Origin of the sequence: Pseudomonas sp. LW8, from assembly GCF_041956865.1 — a bacterium.
In the GTDB taxonomy this organism is placed as follows: Bacteria; Pseudomonadota; Gammaproteobacteria; order Pseudomonadales; family Pseudomonadaceae; genus Aquipseudomonas; species Aquipseudomonas siliginis.
Window position 1 is genome coordinate 2,521,081 of sequence record NZ_CP168138.1, and the last position, 14,698, is coordinate 2,535,778.

27 protein-coding genes are annotated in these 14,698 nt (G+C 57.5%); 14 read left to right on the forward strand and 13 right to left on the reverse strand.

What is annotated here, in order from left to right:
* Positions 1-67: 67 nt before the first annotated feature.
* The 8 genes from AB9L16_RS11360 to AB9L16_RS11395 form a co-directional block, all read right to left on the reverse strand.
* Positions 68-193, reverse strand: coding sequence for a hypothetical protein (locus AB9L16_RS11360; protein WP_256674831.1), 126 nt, complete (start codon positions 191-193; stop codon positions 68-70).
* On the reverse strand, positions 190-384 hold the full coding sequence (locus AB9L16_RS11365; RefSeq protein WP_252869377.1) for a hypothetical protein: 195 nt from the start codon (positions 382-384) through the stop codon (positions 190-192). Before AB9L16_RS11365 ends, AB9L16_RS11360 begins: the two co-directional genes overlap by 4 nt.
* Complete coding sequence (locus AB9L16_RS11370; protein ID WP_024013561.1) at positions 381-596, reverse strand: hypothetical protein; 216 nt, start codon at positions 594-596, stop codon at positions 381-383. Before AB9L16_RS11370 ends, AB9L16_RS11365 begins: the two co-directional genes overlap by 4 nt.
* Entirely contained in the window at positions 593-1,021 is a 429-nt protein-coding gene (locus tag AB9L16_RS11375; protein ID WP_375123571.1) for a hypothetical protein, read from the reverse strand. Before AB9L16_RS11375 ends, AB9L16_RS11370 begins: the two co-directional genes overlap by 4 nt.
* Positions 1,018-1,296, reverse strand: a complete 279-nt coding sequence (locus AB9L16_RS11380; protein WP_375123572.1) for a hypothetical protein — start codon at positions 1,294-1,296, stop codon at positions 1,018-1,020. The genes AB9L16_RS11375 and AB9L16_RS11380 overlap by 4 nt, the downstream gene beginning before the upstream one ends.
* Positions 1,297-1,317: 21 nt before the next feature.
* Positions 1,318-1,632 (reverse strand): hypothetical protein, encoded by a 315-nt coding sequence (locus tag AB9L16_RS11385; protein ID WP_375123573.1) that lies wholly within the window; start codon positions 1,630-1,632, stop codon positions 1,318-1,320.
* Positions 1,633-2,140: 508 nt separating this feature from the next.
* Positions 2,141-2,338 carry a hypothetical protein gene (locus tag AB9L16_RS11390; RefSeq protein WP_375123574.1) on the reverse strand — a complete coding sequence of 66 codons (198 nt, stop codon included), beginning with the start codon at positions 2,336-2,338 and terminating at the stop codon, positions 2,141-2,143.
* 57 nt (positions 2,339-2,395) lie between these two features.
* Entirely contained in the window at positions 2,396-2,575 is a 180-nt protein-coding gene (locus tag AB9L16_RS11395; protein WP_375123575.1) for a hypothetical protein, read from the reverse strand.
* A gap of 482 nt (positions 2,576-3,057) precedes the next feature.
* Between AB9L16_RS11395 and AB9L16_RS11400 the strand changes: the two genes are divergently transcribed.
* Positions 3,058-3,648 carry an SPOR domain-containing protein gene (locus AB9L16_RS11400; protein ID WP_375123576.1) on the forward strand — a complete coding sequence of 197 codons (591 nt, stop codon included), beginning with the start codon at positions 3,058-3,060 and terminating at the stop codon, positions 3,646-3,648.
* Between the two features lie 58 nt (positions 3,649-3,706).
* Here the strand turns inward: AB9L16_RS11400 and AB9L16_RS11405 are convergent, their stop codons facing one another.
* Both AB9L16_RS11405 and AB9L16_RS11410 read right to left on the reverse strand, forming a co-directional pair.
* The gene (locus tag AB9L16_RS11405) at positions 3,707-4,651 is read right to left on the reverse strand and encodes a hypothetical protein (protein ID WP_264365099.1); all 945 of its coding nucleotides are present in this window, start codon (positions 4,649-4,651) and stop codon (positions 3,707-3,709) included.
* 563 nt (positions 4,652-5,214) lie between these two features.
* Positions 5,215-5,946, reverse strand: a complete 732-nt coding sequence (locus tag AB9L16_RS11410; RefSeq protein ID WP_264365100.1) for a helix-turn-helix transcriptional regulator — start codon at positions 5,944-5,946, stop codon at positions 5,215-5,217.
* Between the two features lie 87 nt (positions 5,947-6,033).
* Between AB9L16_RS11410 and AB9L16_RS11415 the strand changes: the two genes are divergently transcribed.
* The 10 genes from AB9L16_RS11415 (at position 6,034) to AB9L16_RS11460 (ending at position 11,885) form a co-directional block, all read left to right on the forward strand.
* Positions 6,034-6,249 carry a YdaS family helix-turn-helix protein gene (locus AB9L16_RS11415; protein WP_016773984.1) on the forward strand — a complete coding sequence of 72 codons (216 nt, stop codon included), beginning with the start codon at positions 6,034-6,036 and terminating at the stop codon, positions 6,247-6,249.
* 54 nt (positions 6,250-6,303) lie between these two features.
* Positions 6,304-6,921, forward strand: a complete 618-nt coding sequence (locus AB9L16_RS11420) for a hypothetical protein (RefSeq protein ID WP_280074941.1) — start codon at positions 6,304-6,306, stop codon at positions 6,919-6,921.
* 65 nt (positions 6,922-6,986) lie between these two features.
* On the forward strand, positions 6,987-7,838 hold the full coding sequence (locus AB9L16_RS11425; protein ID WP_375123577.1) for a Bro-N domain-containing protein: 852 nt from the start codon (positions 6,987-6,989) through the stop codon (positions 7,836-7,838).
* 1 nt (position 7,839) lies between these two features.
* The gene (locus AB9L16_RS11430) at positions 7,840-8,811 is read left to right on the forward strand and encodes a phage replication protein (protein ID WP_336341226.1); all 972 of its coding nucleotides are present in this window, start codon (positions 7,840-7,842) and stop codon (positions 8,809-8,811) included.
* Positions 8,798-9,595: a hypothetical protein gene (locus tag AB9L16_RS11435; protein ID WP_336341227.1), complete on the forward strand. Its 798-nt coding sequence runs from the start codon at positions 8,798-8,800 to the stop codon at positions 9,593-9,595. Before AB9L16_RS11430 ends, AB9L16_RS11435 begins: the two co-directional genes overlap by 14 nt.
* Entirely contained in the window at positions 9,592-9,999 is a 408-nt protein-coding gene (locus tag AB9L16_RS11440; protein ID WP_336341228.1) for a hypothetical protein, read from the forward strand. Before AB9L16_RS11435 ends, AB9L16_RS11440 begins: the two co-directional genes overlap by 4 nt.
* Positions 9,996-10,394 carry a recombination protein NinB gene (locus AB9L16_RS11445; protein WP_375123578.1) on the forward strand — a complete coding sequence of 133 codons (399 nt, stop codon included), beginning with the start codon at positions 9,996-9,998 and terminating at the stop codon, positions 10,392-10,394. The genes AB9L16_RS11440 and AB9L16_RS11445 overlap by 4 nt, the downstream gene beginning before the upstream one ends.
* On the forward strand, positions 10,394-10,624 hold the full coding sequence (locus AB9L16_RS11450; protein ID WP_339100230.1) for a hypothetical protein: 231 nt from the start codon (positions 10,394-10,396) through the stop codon (positions 10,622-10,624). The genes AB9L16_RS11445 and AB9L16_RS11450 overlap by 1 nt, the downstream gene beginning before the upstream one ends.
* Positions 10,615-11,208 carry a recombination protein NinG gene (locus tag AB9L16_RS11455; RefSeq protein ID WP_375123579.1) on the forward strand — a complete coding sequence of 198 codons (594 nt, stop codon included), beginning with the start codon at positions 10,615-10,617 and terminating at the stop codon, positions 11,206-11,208. Before AB9L16_RS11450 ends, AB9L16_RS11455 begins: the two co-directional genes overlap by 10 nt.
* Positions 11,205-11,885 (forward strand): hypothetical protein, encoded by a 681-nt coding sequence (locus AB9L16_RS11460; protein ID WP_375123580.1) that lies wholly within the window; start codon positions 11,205-11,207, stop codon positions 11,883-11,885. Before AB9L16_RS11455 ends, AB9L16_RS11460 begins: the two co-directional genes overlap by 4 nt.
* 175 nt (positions 11,886-12,060) lie before the next feature.
* On the opposite strand, the gene AB9L16_RS11465 is transcribed toward AB9L16_RS11460, so the two are convergent.
* Both AB9L16_RS11465 and AB9L16_RS11470 read right to left on the reverse strand, forming a co-directional pair.
* Positions 12,061-12,303, reverse strand: coding sequence for a DUF6555 family protein (locus tag AB9L16_RS11465; RefSeq protein WP_310219756.1), 243 nt, complete (start codon positions 12,301-12,303; stop codon positions 12,061-12,063).
* A gap of 150 nt (positions 12,304-12,453) precedes the next feature.
* Positions 12,454-12,690: a hypothetical protein gene (locus tag AB9L16_RS11470; RefSeq protein WP_375123581.1), complete on the reverse strand. Its 237-nt coding sequence runs from the start codon at positions 12,688-12,690 to the stop codon at positions 12,454-12,456.
* Between the two features lie 407 nt (positions 12,691-13,097).
* On the opposite strand from AB9L16_RS11470, the gene AB9L16_RS11475 reads away from it, so the two are divergent.
* Genes AB9L16_RS11475 through AB9L16_RS11485 form a run of 3 tightly spaced genes read left to right on the forward strand, consistent with a single transcriptional unit; the run spans position 13,098 to position 14,304 of the window.
* Entirely contained in the window at positions 13,098-13,469 is a 372-nt protein-coding gene (locus AB9L16_RS11475; protein WP_056785377.1) for a hypothetical protein, read from the forward strand.
* Positions 13,469-13,807: a hypothetical protein gene (locus AB9L16_RS11480; protein ID WP_310219762.1), complete on the forward strand. Its 339-nt coding sequence runs from the start codon at positions 13,469-13,471 to the stop codon at positions 13,805-13,807. Before AB9L16_RS11475 ends, AB9L16_RS11480 begins: the two co-directional genes overlap by 1 nt.
* Complete coding sequence (locus AB9L16_RS11485; protein WP_375123582.1) at positions 13,804-14,304, forward strand: DUF2514 family protein; 501 nt, start codon at positions 13,804-13,806, stop codon at positions 14,302-14,304. The genes AB9L16_RS11480 and AB9L16_RS11485 overlap by 4 nt, the downstream gene beginning before the upstream one ends.
* A 51-nt stretch (positions 14,305-14,355) precedes the next feature.
* Here AB9L16_RS11485 and AB9L16_RS11490 read toward each other — a convergent pair whose 3' ends face one another.
* Positions 14,356-14,691 carry a hypothetical protein gene (locus AB9L16_RS11490; RefSeq protein WP_375123583.1) on the reverse strand — a complete coding sequence of 112 codons (336 nt, stop codon included), beginning with the start codon at positions 14,689-14,691 and terminating at the stop codon, positions 14,356-14,358.
* Between the last annotated feature and the right edge of the window lie 7 nt (positions 14,692-14,698).

Here is a 14,698-nt window from a genome sequence, read left to right on the forward strand (position 1 = left end):
GTGTAAATCGAGAGGACTCGGAACGATCCGCGCCGAATCAGGATGCGGCGCGCCCGCTGAAGACTGGTCATCGGAACACGTTGTAGGTGGTGGAGCGCGGCACCTGGCAAGTGCCCGAGCCGTCTTTCACGATGCCGTAGGCACCTGCACCGGCAACCAGAAGCACGACGAGAATCCAATAGACGAGGTTCATGGCCGAGCCCTCACAGCGATACGCCCGCCTTTCATGGTCACCGACAGGCGCTGCGGGAGGCTGTCGACCAGATCCTCGCGCTTGCGACCGATCACCTCATTGAAGGGCAGGCCGAAGCCGAGTATCGCGATGCGGCGCTCGATATCCTCGAGCTGCTCATCGGCCAGCGTTTTCACCAGAGGGGTTGTCATGCCGAAACTCCTTTCAGATGCGTGTTGCGCTCGACGAACTTGGCGTCCAGCGCATCCCGATAACGATTGGCGGTGCGGGTGTCGATGATCTCGGCGAACTCCGCCATTTCAATCATGCCCATGACGAAGGTGCGATCCGGCACCGGGGTGCAGGACTTGCGCATCTTCGCGATCTCGAGGCCCAGCCGGGCCAGTGCTACCTGATTGCTCATAGCTCCCTGTCCTCGGCCTGGGCGATCAGCGCGTCATCGACAAGGGGTCGAAGTAGGCCCTCTGCGATTTCGCCAAGCTTTCCCAGTGGGTGATCGCTTGGACCGAGCAGTTCGGCGGCAGCGACCTTGTCAGCGTGTCCGCGCTCGGCGGCGATCAGCAGGTAGCCCAGCGAAGCCGTGGTGACCTCGCAGTCTGCGAGCCGTCCGTTTGCATGCTCATCAACTGCCAGAGCGAACTGTGCCAGCGTGACGCCCTGAGTCGGCCGCATGCGGCGCTGGAACGAGACATCGCAGCCGAACCGCACCAATTGCTCGGTCGCGTTGTAAAGCCACTCAGCCCGAGCCACTTCCTGCACGCTCTCGCTCACCATCGGAGGCAACTGCGCGTCGTGCATGGCCTGACAAATCTTCAGTGCTGCGTTCATGCTGCCTCCGGCCAATGGCGCTTAATGCTCTCTTTTGCGTAAATGGACAGTCGCTCGTAACTGTTCACGCCACCGCAGCCGGGCATGGTCCCTTCCAGCTCGACGCAGGCGCGGATGTCGCAGCGGCGCGAGCACACCCAGCCGCCGTAATGGCAGCAGTGGACTTCGCCTTTCGGATCGGGGTGATAGGCGAGGCCGCCTTTCCACGATGGCGAGCCGCGCAGCTTCAGCCCGCAAGCTCGGCAAACTGCTTGTGTGTCGGTGCAGTTGTGCATGACGACCTCCAGTGTTTTGGGTTATGCGATAACAATTGATGCCAGATGCGCGCGGCAACTCCGAACGCGGTCTGCCGCTGCTTGGAGTTCGGCGCCGAGAGCCTTTAGCGCACCGAGGTGAATCATTTCCCGACCACGGATCAAGGTGCCTTGGTAGTTGTTGCGGTTGTCGCAGGTCGAGACTGCGACGGTCACGCCGTTTACGGTGACCGAGTAACCAGACTGGCCTGCATGGCCACGAACAGTAGCGAGTCGCTCGGCTGCGGCTTGGTGGGATTTCTCGGCCGACTCCAGAGCCTTTACCGCTTCCGTGATCGCCTCCGTGTATTTGCTCATCGCTTTCTCCATTCGTTGATTGACCCAACAAAACTCGGATGCACTCATCCGCTCCGCTGGTTGCCGTTGGGCGCGGAGGGGAGTGCATTCGGGTGGTGTCGGTGAGGGTGGCCCGGTCTCGCTGCTGGCGACAGACCGGGCTTGCAGCGTCAAATTGTCTTCGTGCGCAGGGGTGGCCTACCGCATTCGGCCGATGCGCGGTGACATCGACGGCCTACTGTCCGCTGCCTGTATGAGTGATGGGCGCCGGCCTTCAGGCTTGCCGCGCCGCGCAGGTGAATCGCTCAGTTTTACATGGCTGCCATTCCTCTGATTGAAGACAACTGCCGAGCATCCCTCGGTAGTTGGTGGAGATGCAGGTGGGCGGTTATAGGCCGCAGTTTCGTCCGCATCGGGGTGTGATCTGGCCGGGGCTCAACCGGCATTCGGCGGAAGGGGTAGCCCAATGGCGACCGGTTGGCACATCCGCTGCCCGAGACTTAGCCTCAGATCACACCCCGATGCGCTCTCATAGAGAGGATCGGGCAGCAGCCTTGCAATCAGCCGCCGTCATTCGATGGCCGTCTTCGCATTCAACGACACGCACGCCGCTGGTGTATCCACGCTCAGCGTTGAGCCTGTTCGCCTCTCGGATGCAGGCATTCAGGTCAGCGTCGGCGAAGACCTGCAGCTCTCCGCGCAGCGTGATGTGGAATACCTTGTTCATCGTCTTGCCCTCAGTTGATTTCCCGTCTGGCCCTGCTGCCAAGGCCAGCCAGTGAAATCAGTCGTTGAAACCCGGCTTCTCGCCGAGACGCTTTTTGCGCTCACTAACCATCGCCTCGGCGTAATCAAATGCGTCACTAGCGACCTCTTCTGGACGTCGTGGCGTCTGCCCGGCAAGCATCCCCAGCATCGCGGCGATTGCGATGCCTTCTTTGTCTTCAAATTCAGCACGAGTCATGGTGTTGCTCCGTTCGGTTGTTTTCCCAATGCACCCGTCACCAGGTGCATCAGTGAAAAATTCCGTGTTGCTATCCGCCCCATACGCGTCGCCGCGGTTTCCCCACCTGGCCGACGTCACACATTTCGTGTTCGGTGTTCTTCGCCGGCTGGCTTGTATGGTTTGGCGTCCTCCCATATGGGGAGTCCGGCAGGTTCCAGAGCCTGCATGGAGATCGAAGTTTGTGTTTCGCGCTATGCCCGTTTCCGGGGATCGATCCGCGAAGATTCCATATTGTGAAAGAGCGGCGGGTCTGTTGAGGCCCTTCGCAGTGGCTGTGTCGCTGCGATGGGTTGAAATATAGGTACTCCCATATTTTATGTCAACGGGTATTCCCATAATCTTTGGTCCTGCTATATTTTCATTTGCAAAAATCCTGCGTGCTGTCCTTCTCAGGGCCTAGCTGGCTGGTAGAATCGCGCGACTTGACCATGGAGGTATGGATGCGCGGATTACTGGTGATGGGCCTGGCGTTCGCCGTGGCGGGATGCGGAGGCAGCGATATTGATAGAGCTCGAACTGCAGTCGCTGATCGCTTGAAAGATCCTGACTCTGCAAAGTTCAGAAATGAGCGACAGGTCGCCGATGGCGGCGTTTGCGGAGAGGTGAACGGAAAAAATGGTTTTGGCGCCTATTCTGGATTCGCTCCGTTCTTTGCCATGAAAGCGCCCGATGGTTTCGATGTGGTGATCGACTCCTCTCTATCAGATCCATTCGTCAGTAAGATTTGCGGCTACACGATAGCCAGCCCACAAATAGAAGAGCCGGTGCAGACGAAGGAGATTCCTGGCGTCCAGTGGGCCGTCCAAGTGGCCTCTGTTAGCAGCGAGCAGACAGCAGAGAAACTAAGCCAAGAGCTTATCGCCTCTGGCTGGAAACCCTATACGACGAGGCGGGAAGGCAAGAGCCGAGTTTTGCTTGGGCCATTCTCAACCCGGTCAGAGGCCAACGCCTCGATGGATGAGTTGGCGAGCAAAAAGGCCTTGAAAGGATTCGTGCTGCGATACAGCAAGCCGGAGACGTCGAGCAAGTAATCGCAGGTAGAGCAAGAGCAGAAATGAAAAAGCCCGGCGCTGGGCCGGGCTTAGAGTCTCAGTCATCTCCACGCTGGAAATTCATTGGGAGCTGAGCCATTGCCTTTCGGTGCTCGAGAACCTTGGTGACTGTGTAATCAGTTTTGAATTGCTCGCCGGACAAAGCCTGTACCCTGCGGAGGCGAACTTTCAAAATGTCGCCCTTAGTGAAGCTTGTCGCGCTGGCGGCGACTTGAGAAATGAACGATTCATCCAGCATGTCGGCGTAGAAAACGCTCGCACCATCGTTAAATCGCCACTTGTTACCCTCCTGGAAAGAAATGCTCACAATCTGCAAATTCACATCGAACTCATCTTCAGAAAGCGTCTCAGATTCCGGCTCAGGCGTTTTGAAATAAGGCCTCTCGGCCTTGGAAATTTCTATAAAACGGTCGGTTTGCTTCAGATTGGTCACTGCGAATGTATCTATTCCATCAGCCTCCAGAGGTTTGAGCACGTTCTCAAGCGCCTGGCGAACACGGAATTGTCGGTATAGCGCGAGAACCTTCTCCTCGGTGACAAGAGCGTCATCATCCATTACAACGCGCACTCTGCCACGGTCTAGAAGCACTACCTGATTGATTCGACGGCCACGAATTCTTTTAATAAGCCAGAGCAGCCCTGCACCGCCAGCGATCGCGTTACCAGCGTTGTCCTGAATGAGGCCAATCCACTCAAGAAGCTCCTTGGCACTTGCAACTGATTCGTTCGAGAAAAGGTTGTGTGCGTGCTGGAGTAGGGACTGAATGACCTCCAGTTCGATACCAAAGCATCCGGTTTTGAATGTCGCTTTCACCTGCACGGCTACCTGAGCTCGACCGTCATTTATGACCGAGTTTGCCTCCTCTAAAAGGGAGCCTAGAGCTAATAATGCGGGCGCAAGTTCGCGCACGTCCATCTCGCTATTGGCGAGGGCAGGGCCGTCGTAAAGTACGTTGAAGGATGCTTTGCTCATGTCGTCCATTGTTGCTTCCGTGCGTGATGCTGTCTATTTATGTCTACGGTTGCCTGTCTGAAAACGAACAAGGCTCGCCCGAGAGAGCTTCAGCAGCGCGCAGCGTGCCCCTAATCCTACAGGTTCGCCTAGCCTGCCCTTTGAACTGTTAGACGCCGCTATGAGTCATGGTACAGAAACATCCCTTTCTCGCCGGATTCGTTTGCAGCTCTCATCGCCCGAGCTGCGAGCGCCGTGGTTTCACTGTGTTTGTATTCGTAGCGAGGTGGCATGACTAATACACTGGTCCACCAAGGCTCTCCGTCGATCAGCAGGGGAAGCTCGTGACACTGCAGATCATCCTCATCAGATCTGGGGCCGAGCGCAATTCGAAGTGAGCTTGTGAGGATTGAAGCACCAGGGCGATTGTGATGGTTAGCCACCACACATCCATAAGCCTTCAAAGCGCTGACAATCCGATCTAGATCTGACTCATCATTCAAAACGGCCACAACCGGCATATCGCCATCCTTTGCAATGCTGATAAAAGTTCCTCTCCCGACGTCGCAGCGGCTCTAATAGAGGAGTTCAGCCTATCTGGAATACATCGCCCACCAGAACACATGCCCCAGAATCGATATCTGCTGCTCCTGGATCTGCTGGAACGTGTAGTCCTCGTCCGGATGCTCGTCACGGTTGAAGCTGCGCAGGCGAAGCCCGGTCGGAATGCGGTAAACCTGCTTCACGCGAAGCTGGCCATTGTGATTGATGGCGTACATCTCGCCGTCGACGATATCGCTCAGTGAGTTTTTCCCCACGTTCACGCCGACCGTCGCGCCGTCGCGCAGCACAGGCATCATGCTGTTGCCGCCGACCTTCACGCACTTCGCGTTGCTGAACTGAACGCCGTTGTGGCGCAGGTCTTTCTTGTTGAAGCGCAGGCGCGAGTTGGCGCTTTCCTCGATCGCAAACTTGCCAGATCCGGCCGCCAGTTCAACTTCATGTAGGAAGGGGACATAAACCTCATCGTCATCGAGCGGGGTTTCGTCGTCCCAAGTTTCAATGTTGCCAAGTTTCACGCTGGGCTGGATGCGTTCAGCCTGATGATCAGGCACACCCTTAAGCATTTCACCGACACCTTCAGCCAGCCACATCGGGGACACGCCACATACAGAGGCGATCTGGGCTGCGAAGGCTGTAGCCTTCGATTTTCCCCTCTCCAAATCGGAGATCGAGGTCTGCGTGAGTCCGGCGCGCTCTGCGAGCTCAGTCTGATTGAGCTTGGCGTGGCGGCGGGCTGCTTTGAGGCGGTCTTTAAATTCCATACGTGAAGTATTACGGGCGCTCCCATACCCTTGCAAATCGGTATTCCCATAACCTACTATATGGGTATTCCCGTATGGAGGGGCATCATGAACGCAATTTACAAGGGCCTCGTTGACTACTTCGGCACCCAGGAGGCCACCGCCGAAAAGCTCAAGGTTGATCAAAGCACCGTTTCCGGCTGGGTTCGGGGGAAGCACGGCATGTCTCCGGTTATTGCCAAACGAGCGGAGGCGCTGACCGAAGGTGCTTTCAAAAAAGAAAACCTGTGCCCGTCGTTTCCTTGGGCCGAGATGGCCGCCTAAGCGACATCCCTGTCCGCCAATCCGTTGAAGCCAGATTAGAAGAGAGCAGTCCCCATGGAAACGTCCAGTCCAAGACATAGCGCCCAAACCCGCGACCAAGTGCTTGTAGCCCACGCTCAAAACCAGATCGCCCGAACCAGCTTGAGCCAGGACGATTTCGCCCAAGCGTTGAGCCGGGAGATCTGCCTGCGAGTTCCCGCCGCCAAGATCGTTCAGGCAAAGGTCCCTGACTTCAATGAGTTGGCGCGCCTGAACGATGTGGGCGAATTCGTGAAGGCGACAGGCCGCTGGTTAAAACGCGTGCAGCGCTGGCTCTCGGGTGATCAGGAAATGCCGTCTTGGCTGGAAGAGTCCTGGGTGAATGCGCTGGAGCCTGAGTTTCGCGACAACTGCATCAATGAGCTGGCCGGCCGTCATGGCTTGACCGGTGCGCGCCAAATGCAGAGCGACCAATGCGCCAACAAAAGCTTCGGTGCACTGATCCGCGCGCTGGGCGACGTGATCGATACCGGCAGCGAAGTCTTTGACGACCAGGTGATGTGCGAAGAGGACCTTCCGCACCTGCCGGCGTTCGCTGAGCAATGCCGTCAGGTCGAGGCTCGGGCGGGGGAGTTAGGACGGAAGGCCGAGACCCTGCTTGCGAAACACAAACCGAATTTGAAGCTTGCCTGAATCGCAGGCACAAAAAAGCCGGGATTGCGCCCCGGCTAATTCATTAACACTTGATGAGGCCGATTATGCATAGCCAACCTACTTCAAGCAATACCCCTAACAGTGTCGCGACACGTTTTAACAAATCGCAAAACGTGTCGCGTACCACCTCAGTAATTCCTTTCGACTTCGATGGTGGCGCCATCCGCGTCATAACCGACGAGCTCGGTGATCCGTGGTTCGTTGCACGTGACGTAGCCGACGCCCTGGGTTATGCAAAGCCAGAGAACGCTATCTCCCGTCACTGCAAGGCCGCGACCACTACCCCGAAACAGGGTGGTGGATTCATGACGGTTATTCCTGAGCGCGATGTCTACCGGCTGGTGATGCGCTCCAAGCTGGTTGGTGCGGAACGCTTCGAAGAATGGGTGGTTGGCGAGGTACTGCCGAGCATTCGCAAAACCGGGAAGTTCGAAGCTGCCAGCCCGAGCAGTTCAAAAGTTGTAGGTGAACTTGCACTCATGGAGTGCTACACGCGCTTGCTGAAGCCGTCGCCGTCCAGCCAGGTGATGATGCTGGCGAAGATCGCCACCAATAACGGTCTGGAGTCTAGTTTCCTTCCGGGTTACGCCGTGGATGCTGCGCCGGATGCCACAGGCGGCAGTTCGATGCCGACCAAGGCCATAACTGCGCTGATCAAAGATCACAGCATCCCCAGTACCGCACGCACTTTCAACATTGCACTGGAAGCTCACGGCTTCCTCAAAGTCCTTCAGCGCAAAAACTCCAAACAAGAGACGGTCGACTTCTGGTCGGTGACTGACAAGGGGCTGGCCTACGGCAAGAACCTCACCAGCCCTCAATGCCCCCGCGAAACACAGCCTCACTGGTACGTGGATCGCTTCCTCGAACTGGCCAAATTGGTCGGGAAGGCCTGATATGCAATTCACCGTCACGATCAATCAGGTGAAGGCGTTGGAGTGGGGGCTGAACTCTCAGCAGGCCCTGCTGTTTGCCTTCGTCTATGGTTGTCCGAGTTGGACAAAGCCAATCAAGACTGACGACGGGATCTTCTTCGCGCTGAGCAAGGCCAAGATCATCGAGGAGCTGCCGCTGCTCACTGACAAACCAGACACTGCTTACCGCATGTTGAAGGCCCTGGAAGAAGCCGGCCTTATTGAGCTTTCCAGTACATCGAACATCACTCTGTTTCGCCTCACCGATAAGGCGATTGAGTGGAACCAGAAACTGGATGGGTCGGAAAAATATCCGACCCCACCAAAGAACGAAGGTCGGAAAAAAATCCGATCTACCTCGGAAAAAAATCCGAGCAAGGTCGGAGAAAAATCCGAGCAAGGGTCGGAAAAATCTCCGACAAATCAGGATACCAATCATCAGGGTACCAATCAGGATACCAGTCAGGACTTGCAAGGCAGCCCGGACAAGCCGGCCCGCAACCTGGTGCTGGTGGTCGATCGCACCGATACGCCACGGGTTGAGATCCCCGCCGATATGCCAGGTCCAAAAGACCAGTCGTGCAAAACCTTCAAGGTCTGGGCGAATTACGCCATGGCCTACCGCAGGCGTTACAGCACCTGGCCGGTGTGGAACGCCAAGGTCGGTGGCCAGCTCGGTCAATTGGTCGACCGCCTCGGCGCCGATGTCGCCCATCACGTCGCAGCTCACTTCCTGAAAACCAGCGATGCCGCCGTTCTGCGCAAATGCCACAGCCTCAACGAGCTGCTGGCCAATGCCGAGAGCTACCACACCCAGTGGGTGACCGGGCAGCGCATCAACGGAACGACCGCGCGCCAGATGGAACGCACCGAAGCGAACGTCTCCGCCGCCGAGCAGGCCGCGCAAATGGTCTTGGCCAAGCGCCAAGCAGGGGAGCGCAATGAGTACCTTTGAAATGAATGACCAGCAGGTTGCCGGGCTCGCTGCTGCGATCTGCGCCACCGCCGAGGCCATGGGTCAGGAAATGAACCCAGGCACTGCGGCGATCATGGCCGAAGACCTTTGCGCTTATCCGGTACCGGTCGTGAAAGCCGCGCTGAAGGCCTGCCGCTTTGAGGTGAAGGGCAAGTTGGCAATGGCTGACATTCTTCAGCGCGTTCAGATTGCTGACGGCCGGCCGGGCAAGGACGAGGCCTGGGCGATCGCGATGACCACCAACGATGAATTCGAAACTGTGGTGCTGACCGACGAGATCCAGCTCGCACTCGCAGCGGCGAAACCTGTCCTCGATGCCGGCGACAAGGTCGGTGCGCGCATGGCGTTCAACAGTGCTTACGAGCGTCTGGTTGGGCAGGCCCGGGAGGACAGCAAGGAAGTGAACTGGCATGTGTCGGTCGGCTTCGACGCCAACCGCCGCACACAGGCGATCACCAAGGCCGTGCAGATGCAGCGAATCCCTCAGGAGCGCGCTCAGCAGTACCTGGCCGACTTGAGTGTCGTGCCGGTCACTGAAGACGGTCGGGCCGTCGTCGCGCTGCTCACCGGTAAGGTTGCGCGGCCTTCGCCAAAGCTGCGCGAGAGGCTCGCAGCGGTGAAGGATTCGATGCTTTCCATGCGCCAAGCATCAGCCGAAGAAAAAACAGAAATTCGAATTCAGGCAGCCAATGAGCTGGCGGATCGCCGGGCGCTGCTCATTCAGCAGGCCGAACAATTGGAAGCAAGGAGTGCGGCTCAATGAGCATTGATAAACAAAAACTCCAGAAGCTGCTGTGGGCCGAAGCCGCGTCCTACCGTGCCGACTGCGCAGACTGGAAGCGCAACACCGAGGCGCTGCAGGAATTCCTTGGCGAGAAGACCGTGGAGGAGGTGGCGCTGGAGCTGCTGGCTGACACCGAGGTGATTCGCAAGGATCTCGAATCGCACAAACGCATGCTTCTGGCGGCCGTTTGCGACCTTGGCGCGATTGGCGAAGCACTCAAGTCCGACATGGACGCGGACGGCGATGAGTTGCTTGGAATGGTCATCGAACTGAAAGCACAGAACACCCGAATGCTGGGGTGGCTCAAGGACATTAGCCGCACATCCGGCGACAAAGGTGCCGTCATGGGGGCGCGTCAATTGCTCAAGGAGTTCGGGCGATGACCGAGTTCGCAATCCGCAGCCAACGCGATATCAGCCGTCTCATGGGCGTTCTGCATGCAACCGACTTCACCAAACCCAAGATCGTGGTCATCAAGGACGAGAAGCGCCCGGACATCTGCAACCGCAAGATGTGGGCAATGCTCAAGGACGTATCAGAGCAGGTGGTCTGGCACGGCAAGAAGCTGACCAGTGAGGACTGGAAGTGCCTCTTCAGTGCCTCGCTGGAGAAGCAGCGCGCGGAGCCAGGTCTCGACGGTGGCTTCGTGGTGATGGCCGTATCGACCCGCAAGCAATCGCAGAAGTGGTTCAGCGATCTGTTCGAGCTGATGCATGCCTTCGGCGCCGAGCATGACGTGAAGTGGACTGAGCAGGACAAGTGGGGAGGGCGTTACTGATGCGAGAGGCCAAAACCTTCACCATTGCCGACGCGACCTCCAAGTGCATCACCACCTGGTATCTGCAAGGCACTGCGGTCATCAAAACTGCCGAAGAAACGCCGCCCGAGTGTGGCGACACGTTCCGCCTGGGCCTCAAGGACTACACAGTGATCGCGGTGTGCGGCGATTACAGCTATCGGTCTGCTTGCGCGACGATTGTTCCCAAGGAGGCCGAGCCATGCGCGTAGCCCTCAAGGAGAAGAAGGCGCCCAAGCCGAAGAAGTGCAAGAACCCAGCGTGCGGAATCAGCTTTCCGCCGCAACGCCTGGGTCAGGCGGTGTGCAGTCCGAAGTGCGCGCTGGCCATGGCGCCGGCGAACAGCGAGAGAGCCCGCAAGGCCATCGCCCAGCGCGATCGCCGCGAGATCCAGGTGCGCAAGGAGAAGCTGAAGAGCAGGGCTGACCACCTGCGCGAGGCCCAGGCGGCATTCAACGAGTGGGTTCGCCTGCGTGACGCCGATCGCCCTTGTATCAGTTGCGGTCGGCACCACGAAGGCCAATACCACGCAGGGCACTACCGATCCGTAGGAGCGAACCCTGAGTTGCGATTCGAGCCGCTCAATGTCTGGAAGCAGTGCGCGCCATGCAACACGCACCTGTCAGGCAATTTGGTGAATTACCGAATCTCACTCCTACAGGGAATGGGCGCCGAAAAAGTCGAATGGCTTGAAGGGCCTCATGAGCCCCGCAAGTACACCGTCGAAGAAATCAAAACCATCAAGGCCGAATACCGGGCCAAGACCCGAGAACTGAAAAAGGGGCAGGCAGCATGAATTACCACAACGTGATCTCAGCAGTAGTCCGGGCCTTGGCCGCCGAGACGATCAACAGTTCAGGCGGATGCAACGTCGAGCCCCGGGTGCAGGCCAGCAAGCTCAAGGGCGAGATATCCGGGAAGGATGCCGCGCTGTTGGCTGACTGCATCGTGCACAAGCTCTTGCACGCCCAGCTTTCTCCGCGTCACTGGAACGCCTTGGTGGCGAAGTACAGTACGCACCGTGGCCGCAAGATCGACTCCATCGGCCGGCTGGTCGCCGTGGTGAAGACCCCGGCACCGCAGCGTTTCACGCAGCAGGCCGTTCTCGTTTGGGCGGTACCGCAGCAGGTGAAGGGCATTCAGCGAGCGGTGACCCAGATCAAGGCGCCGAAGCACCGGGAGAACAAGGTGGAGGGGCAGTGGGATTGGCGCAACGCGGCAGCAGACGCTGATGTCGCTCGGGCCAACAAACATGCGCGTGCGGTAGCAGAGGAAAAGCCAGGCGAGATGATCGTGCTGGCCGACTCGAACTACGACATGACGAATTGGGATTCCCAAGGGCTTACAGAGCGCACCTACCAGCGCTGGAACAAGGCCATCAAGGACGGCTTGGAGTCGCTTGTGAACGAGGCTCTGGTCGAGGCGCAACACATGCTTGAAGCAGTCGGAGTGCTGGAAGGCGAGGCGGCATAAAATAGTCCCTCAAAAGGGCTTGCAATGTCATGTCGCCATGTCGCATGATTCACCCATCCTGTCATTCCTGCGTGTTTCAGGATTGGATAGCAGCCCGGCCATTGCGTCGGGCTTTTTTGTGGTTTAAGCATTGCCTATTTCAAGCGAGATGTTTCGGCTGCTGAATGACGGGCGTTTAATCCTCGTCCCAAGTGACTACAGCCGATTCGCGCCATTTCACATCAGTGAGGCCGAACCTTTCTGCCATTGGTTTTGAGACCCGTTTTAGTGGCGGTCGACCAGGCTTAGGTATCGGAACAAGTCCCGCGTCGCAGCTAGCCCATTGCCATGCTTCTGCGTTATTCATCGTACTCGTGCGAATAACAAAAGTTCTTGACTCTCCGCGGAGTAAGTACTCGACGTAATATGTGGTGCTCATGGGTATGTCTCCGTTTGCTCATTGGTAAGTGAGTTCACGGGATCACGGAAATTCAAGTTATTATCAAATTTTTTAAATACGACGCAGTAGCACATTTATTCGTAAATACCTTGGCGCATCGATCCGCGAGAGGATATTTACAGCCGCGGATTAATGGTTTTTCTTGAAGATAGAGCGAGCCTCATCCCACGCTTTTTTGCCTTCAAGCGTTTTAGCATCGGCTGCGGCCCTTGCGTTCTGAAATTCAATCATTGCTTCGGGTGAGTCCGCTGCATGAGTTAGAAGCTCGTAAGCAATAGCGTTCAGCCGATCCGCCTCTTTGAAAAGCGCGCTGCTGCGGTCGGTGGCTATATGCCACGCTGATGTCGTGCTCGGATTATTTTTCATCTTTTCTTCGCTCTTCTGACCGGCATCCCTGATTGCCTGCCGGCACCCAAATTTTCCTATTCGCTCCATTTTATGAACTTTATTAGTGGGTATCGCAAATGATGACTGATGATCGGAAAGGGAAACCTAGCGTGATATTCCGAGATACTCCCCAATTGTCGTAGTGCATCGACAATCGCCTACGAAACAATGTTTAACTTCCGGCACAATTTATTTCTAATAATGTGAACTGTTCGTGCCGATTAATACATAAAACCTCTACAAACTTAGATCCCTTGTATCGTTTGTCATGAGTGGACAGAAGTTTTTTATTCGGCTCCCACGCCCATTGCTCCCAGCTGGGAGTGCAGCGGACGCCGACCTATTTGCGCTGGCCTGACGGGTCAGCTTTTCATGTTGGAGTTGCGATGGATCCTACTGACCTCGGCCCAGGCACAGCTACCTGGCTGGGCGGTACCGGAACCGTGTTGCTGGCCGGCTTCCTTTGGCTGCGTAAATTCCTCTCGAAGGATGCTGCGGACAGGGCGATGGATAACGCCGACATTTTCACGCTTCGCCGGCTGAATGAGCTTCTGGACTCCGAGCGTGTTGCGCGAAAAGAGGCCGAAGCCCGCGCTGACCAGTTCGCCAAAGAGCGCAACGAGCTCGCCGCAGCAGTAGGGCGGATGGAGGGGAAGATCGAAGCCCTCACCAGCCAAGTCGCACAGCTCACCGCCACGGTTACCTCGCAGAGCGAAGAGATCGCCCGCCTGCGTACCAAGCTGGGAGGCATCAACTGATGGACAGATGCGCTATGGAATTCATCGCTCGCCGCTGGTGGCGTCGGGCAGAGGTATGGTTGATAGCTGCGCTGTTGCTGGCCGGCGGCCTGATCCTCGGTTTCCAAGCTGGTGTGTGGTCAGCCAGTAGTGAACAGACGAAGCAGCTCGCCGAAGTTCGCGCAGCCTACGACGCAGCGCTGGGCAAACGAGACGTTCGCCTCAACAGCCTGGCCGAGAAGACGCAGGACGCGGCAGTAAAGGTGCAAGAGGCATCGAACTCAGCAGTCCAGGCAGCCGATACCGCGAGCAAGGCAGCGGAGAAGGTCAACGAAGCCGTAGAGCGGCAGACCCCGTGAACGCGTTGCTGAAGCTGGTTCCTGCGTGGGTGTGGGTAGTGCTGGCGTCGCTCGCAGCTGTCGGTTATCTATCGCTGCGTCTCGATAGCGTGAAGGACGATCGAGCAGCCATCGCCGCCGAGCTCGACACCGCGACCGCCCGCGTGGATTCGCTCACCCACACACTCCGCATCCAGCGTGAGATCACCAATGACATCAATCGAGTCTCCGACGATGCGAAAGCCAAAACTGAGCATGTGTCGGCTGCCGTTGTTACTGCTGATAACCGGGCTCGCAGCCTGCAGCAGCAAATCACCGACCTCATCGCCAAGCGAGAGTCTTGTGCTGCCGAGGTTGCCAGCGGAAGCAAGGCAACAGCCGACCTTACCGTTCTGCTCGCCGACCTGCGTAGAAGCGCTGACGAGGAAGCGGGAAGACTGGCAGAAGCGCTTGATCGAAGCCGAATAGCTGGATTGGCGTGTGAGGCTGCATACACCGCCGCACAGAAGAACAGGTAGGTCGCGACACGTTTCGCGAGAGTGCGAATTGTGTCGCGACACTTGAGCTCATTAATCTGTGTGCGGAGTTGCTCGCATCGGCATCGCAGGGAACCAGAGCCATTCGCCGTCTTGGAGTGGGGTGTGAAAGTTGCGTTTCACTTCGAATAGGTGATGGCTGTTCCGGCCGTTCGCATAGCTCAGCTCGAAGCTGTGTGCGCTCTGCCAGCCTTGGAACGGTTCGGTTTTCAATCCTAGCCATCCCGCTCGTAGGACGATCCCGCCGGTGTTATCGGCACCCACATACAGCGACCGCTCGCCCGGACTGAAGTGGAAGGGGATGCCTGAGAGAAGCACGGGGTCTGCATGACCGGTTTGGGCCGTTACTTCCGCTACTTTGAAATCCATTAGCCTG

What these genes read in the sequence shown, in the direction of transcription:
- AB9L16_RS11360 (WP_256674831.1), bottom strand. Translation starts at nt 193, where the DNA reads ATGAACCTCGTCTATTGGATTCTCGTCGTGCTTCTGGTTGCCGGTGCA.
- AB9L16_RS11365 (WP_252869377.1), bottom strand. Translation starts at nt 384, where the DNA reads ATGACAACCCCTCTGGTGAAAACGCTGGCCGATGAGCAGCTCGAGGAT.
- AB9L16_RS11370 (WP_024013561.1), bottom strand. Translation starts at nt 596, where the DNA reads ATGAGCAATCAGGTAGCACTGGCCCGGCTGGGCCTCGAGATCGCGAAG.
- AB9L16_RS11375 (WP_375123571.1), bottom strand. Translation starts at nt 1,021, where the DNA reads ATGAACGCAGCACTGAAGATTTGTCAGGCCATGCACGACGCGCAGTTG.
- AB9L16_RS11380 (WP_375123572.1), bottom strand. Translation starts at nt 1,296, where the DNA reads ATGCACAACTGCACCGACACACAAGCAGTTTGCCGAGCTTGCGGGCTG.
- AB9L16_RS11385 (WP_375123573.1), bottom strand. Translation starts at nt 1,632, where the DNA reads ATGAGCAAATACACGGAGGCGATCACGGAAGCGGTAAAGGCTCTGGAG.
- AB9L16_RS11390 (WP_375123574.1), bottom strand. Translation starts at nt 2,338, where the DNA reads ATGAACAAGGTATTCCACATCACGCTGCGCGGAGAGCTGCAGGTCTTC.
- AB9L16_RS11395 (WP_375123575.1), bottom strand. Translation starts at nt 2,575, where the DNA reads ATGACTCGTGCTGAATTTGAAGACAAAGAAGGCATCGCAATCGCCGCG.
- AB9L16_RS11400 (WP_375123576.1), top strand. Translation starts at nt 3,058, where the DNA reads ATGCGCGGATTACTGGTGATGGGCCTGGCGTTCGCCGTGGCGGGATGC.
- AB9L16_RS11405 (WP_264365099.1), bottom strand. Translation starts at nt 4,651, where the DNA reads ATGGACGACATGAGCAAAGCATCCTTCAACGTACTTTACGACGGCCCT.
- AB9L16_RS11410 (WP_264365100.1), bottom strand. Translation starts at nt 5,946, where the DNA reads ATGGAATTTAAAGACCGCCTCAAAGCAGCCCGCCGCCACGCCAAGCTC.
- AB9L16_RS11415 (WP_016773984.1), top strand. Translation starts at nt 6,034, where the DNA reads ATGAACGCAATTTACAAGGGCCTCGTTGACTACTTCGGCACCCAGGAG.
- AB9L16_RS11420 (WP_280074941.1), top strand. Translation starts at nt 6,304, where the DNA reads ATGGAAACGTCCAGTCCAAGACATAGCGCCCAAACCCGCGACCAAGTG.
- AB9L16_RS11425 (WP_375123577.1), top strand. Translation starts at nt 6,987, where the DNA reads ATGCATAGCCAACCTACTTCAAGCAATACCCCTAACAGTGTCGCGACA.
- AB9L16_RS11430 (WP_336341226.1), top strand. Translation starts at nt 7,840, where the DNA reads ATGCAATTCACCGTCACGATCAATCAGGTGAAGGCGTTGGAGTGGGGG.
- AB9L16_RS11435 (WP_336341227.1), top strand. Translation starts at nt 8,798, where the DNA reads ATGAGTACCTTTGAAATGAATGACCAGCAGGTTGCCGGGCTCGCTGCT.
- AB9L16_RS11440 (WP_336341228.1), top strand. Translation starts at nt 9,592, where the DNA reads ATGAGCATTGATAAACAAAAACTCCAGAAGCTGCTGTGGGCCGAAGCC.
- AB9L16_RS11445 (WP_375123578.1), top strand. Translation starts at nt 9,996, where the DNA reads ATGACCGAGTTCGCAATCCGCAGCCAACGCGATATCAGCCGTCTCATG.
- AB9L16_RS11450 (WP_339100230.1), top strand. Translation starts at nt 10,394, where the DNA reads ATGCGAGAGGCCAAAACCTTCACCATTGCCGACGCGACCTCCAAGTGC.
- AB9L16_RS11455 (WP_375123579.1), top strand. Translation starts at nt 10,615, where the DNA reads ATGCGCGTAGCCCTCAAGGAGAAGAAGGCGCCCAAGCCGAAGAAGTGC.
- AB9L16_RS11460 (WP_375123580.1), top strand. Translation starts at nt 11,205, where the DNA reads ATGAATTACCACAACGTGATCTCAGCAGTAGTCCGGGCCTTGGCCGCC.
- AB9L16_RS11465 (WP_310219756.1), bottom strand. Translation starts at nt 12,303, where the DNA reads ATGAGCACCACATATTACGTCGAGTACTTACTCCGCGGAGAGTCAAGA.
- AB9L16_RS11470 (WP_375123581.1), bottom strand. Translation starts at nt 12,690, where the DNA reads ATGAAAAATAATCCGAGCACGACATCAGCGTGGCATATAGCCACCGAC.
- AB9L16_RS11475 (WP_056785377.1), top strand. Translation starts at nt 13,098, where the DNA reads ATGGATCCTACTGACCTCGGCCCAGGCACAGCTACCTGGCTGGGCGGT.
- AB9L16_RS11480 (WP_310219762.1), top strand. Translation starts at nt 13,469, where the DNA reads ATGGACAGATGCGCTATGGAATTCATCGCTCGCCGCTGGTGGCGTCGG.
- AB9L16_RS11490 (WP_375123583.1), bottom strand. Translation starts at nt 14,691, where the DNA reads ATGGATTTCAAAGTAGCGGAAGTAACGGCCCAAACCGGTCATGCAGAC.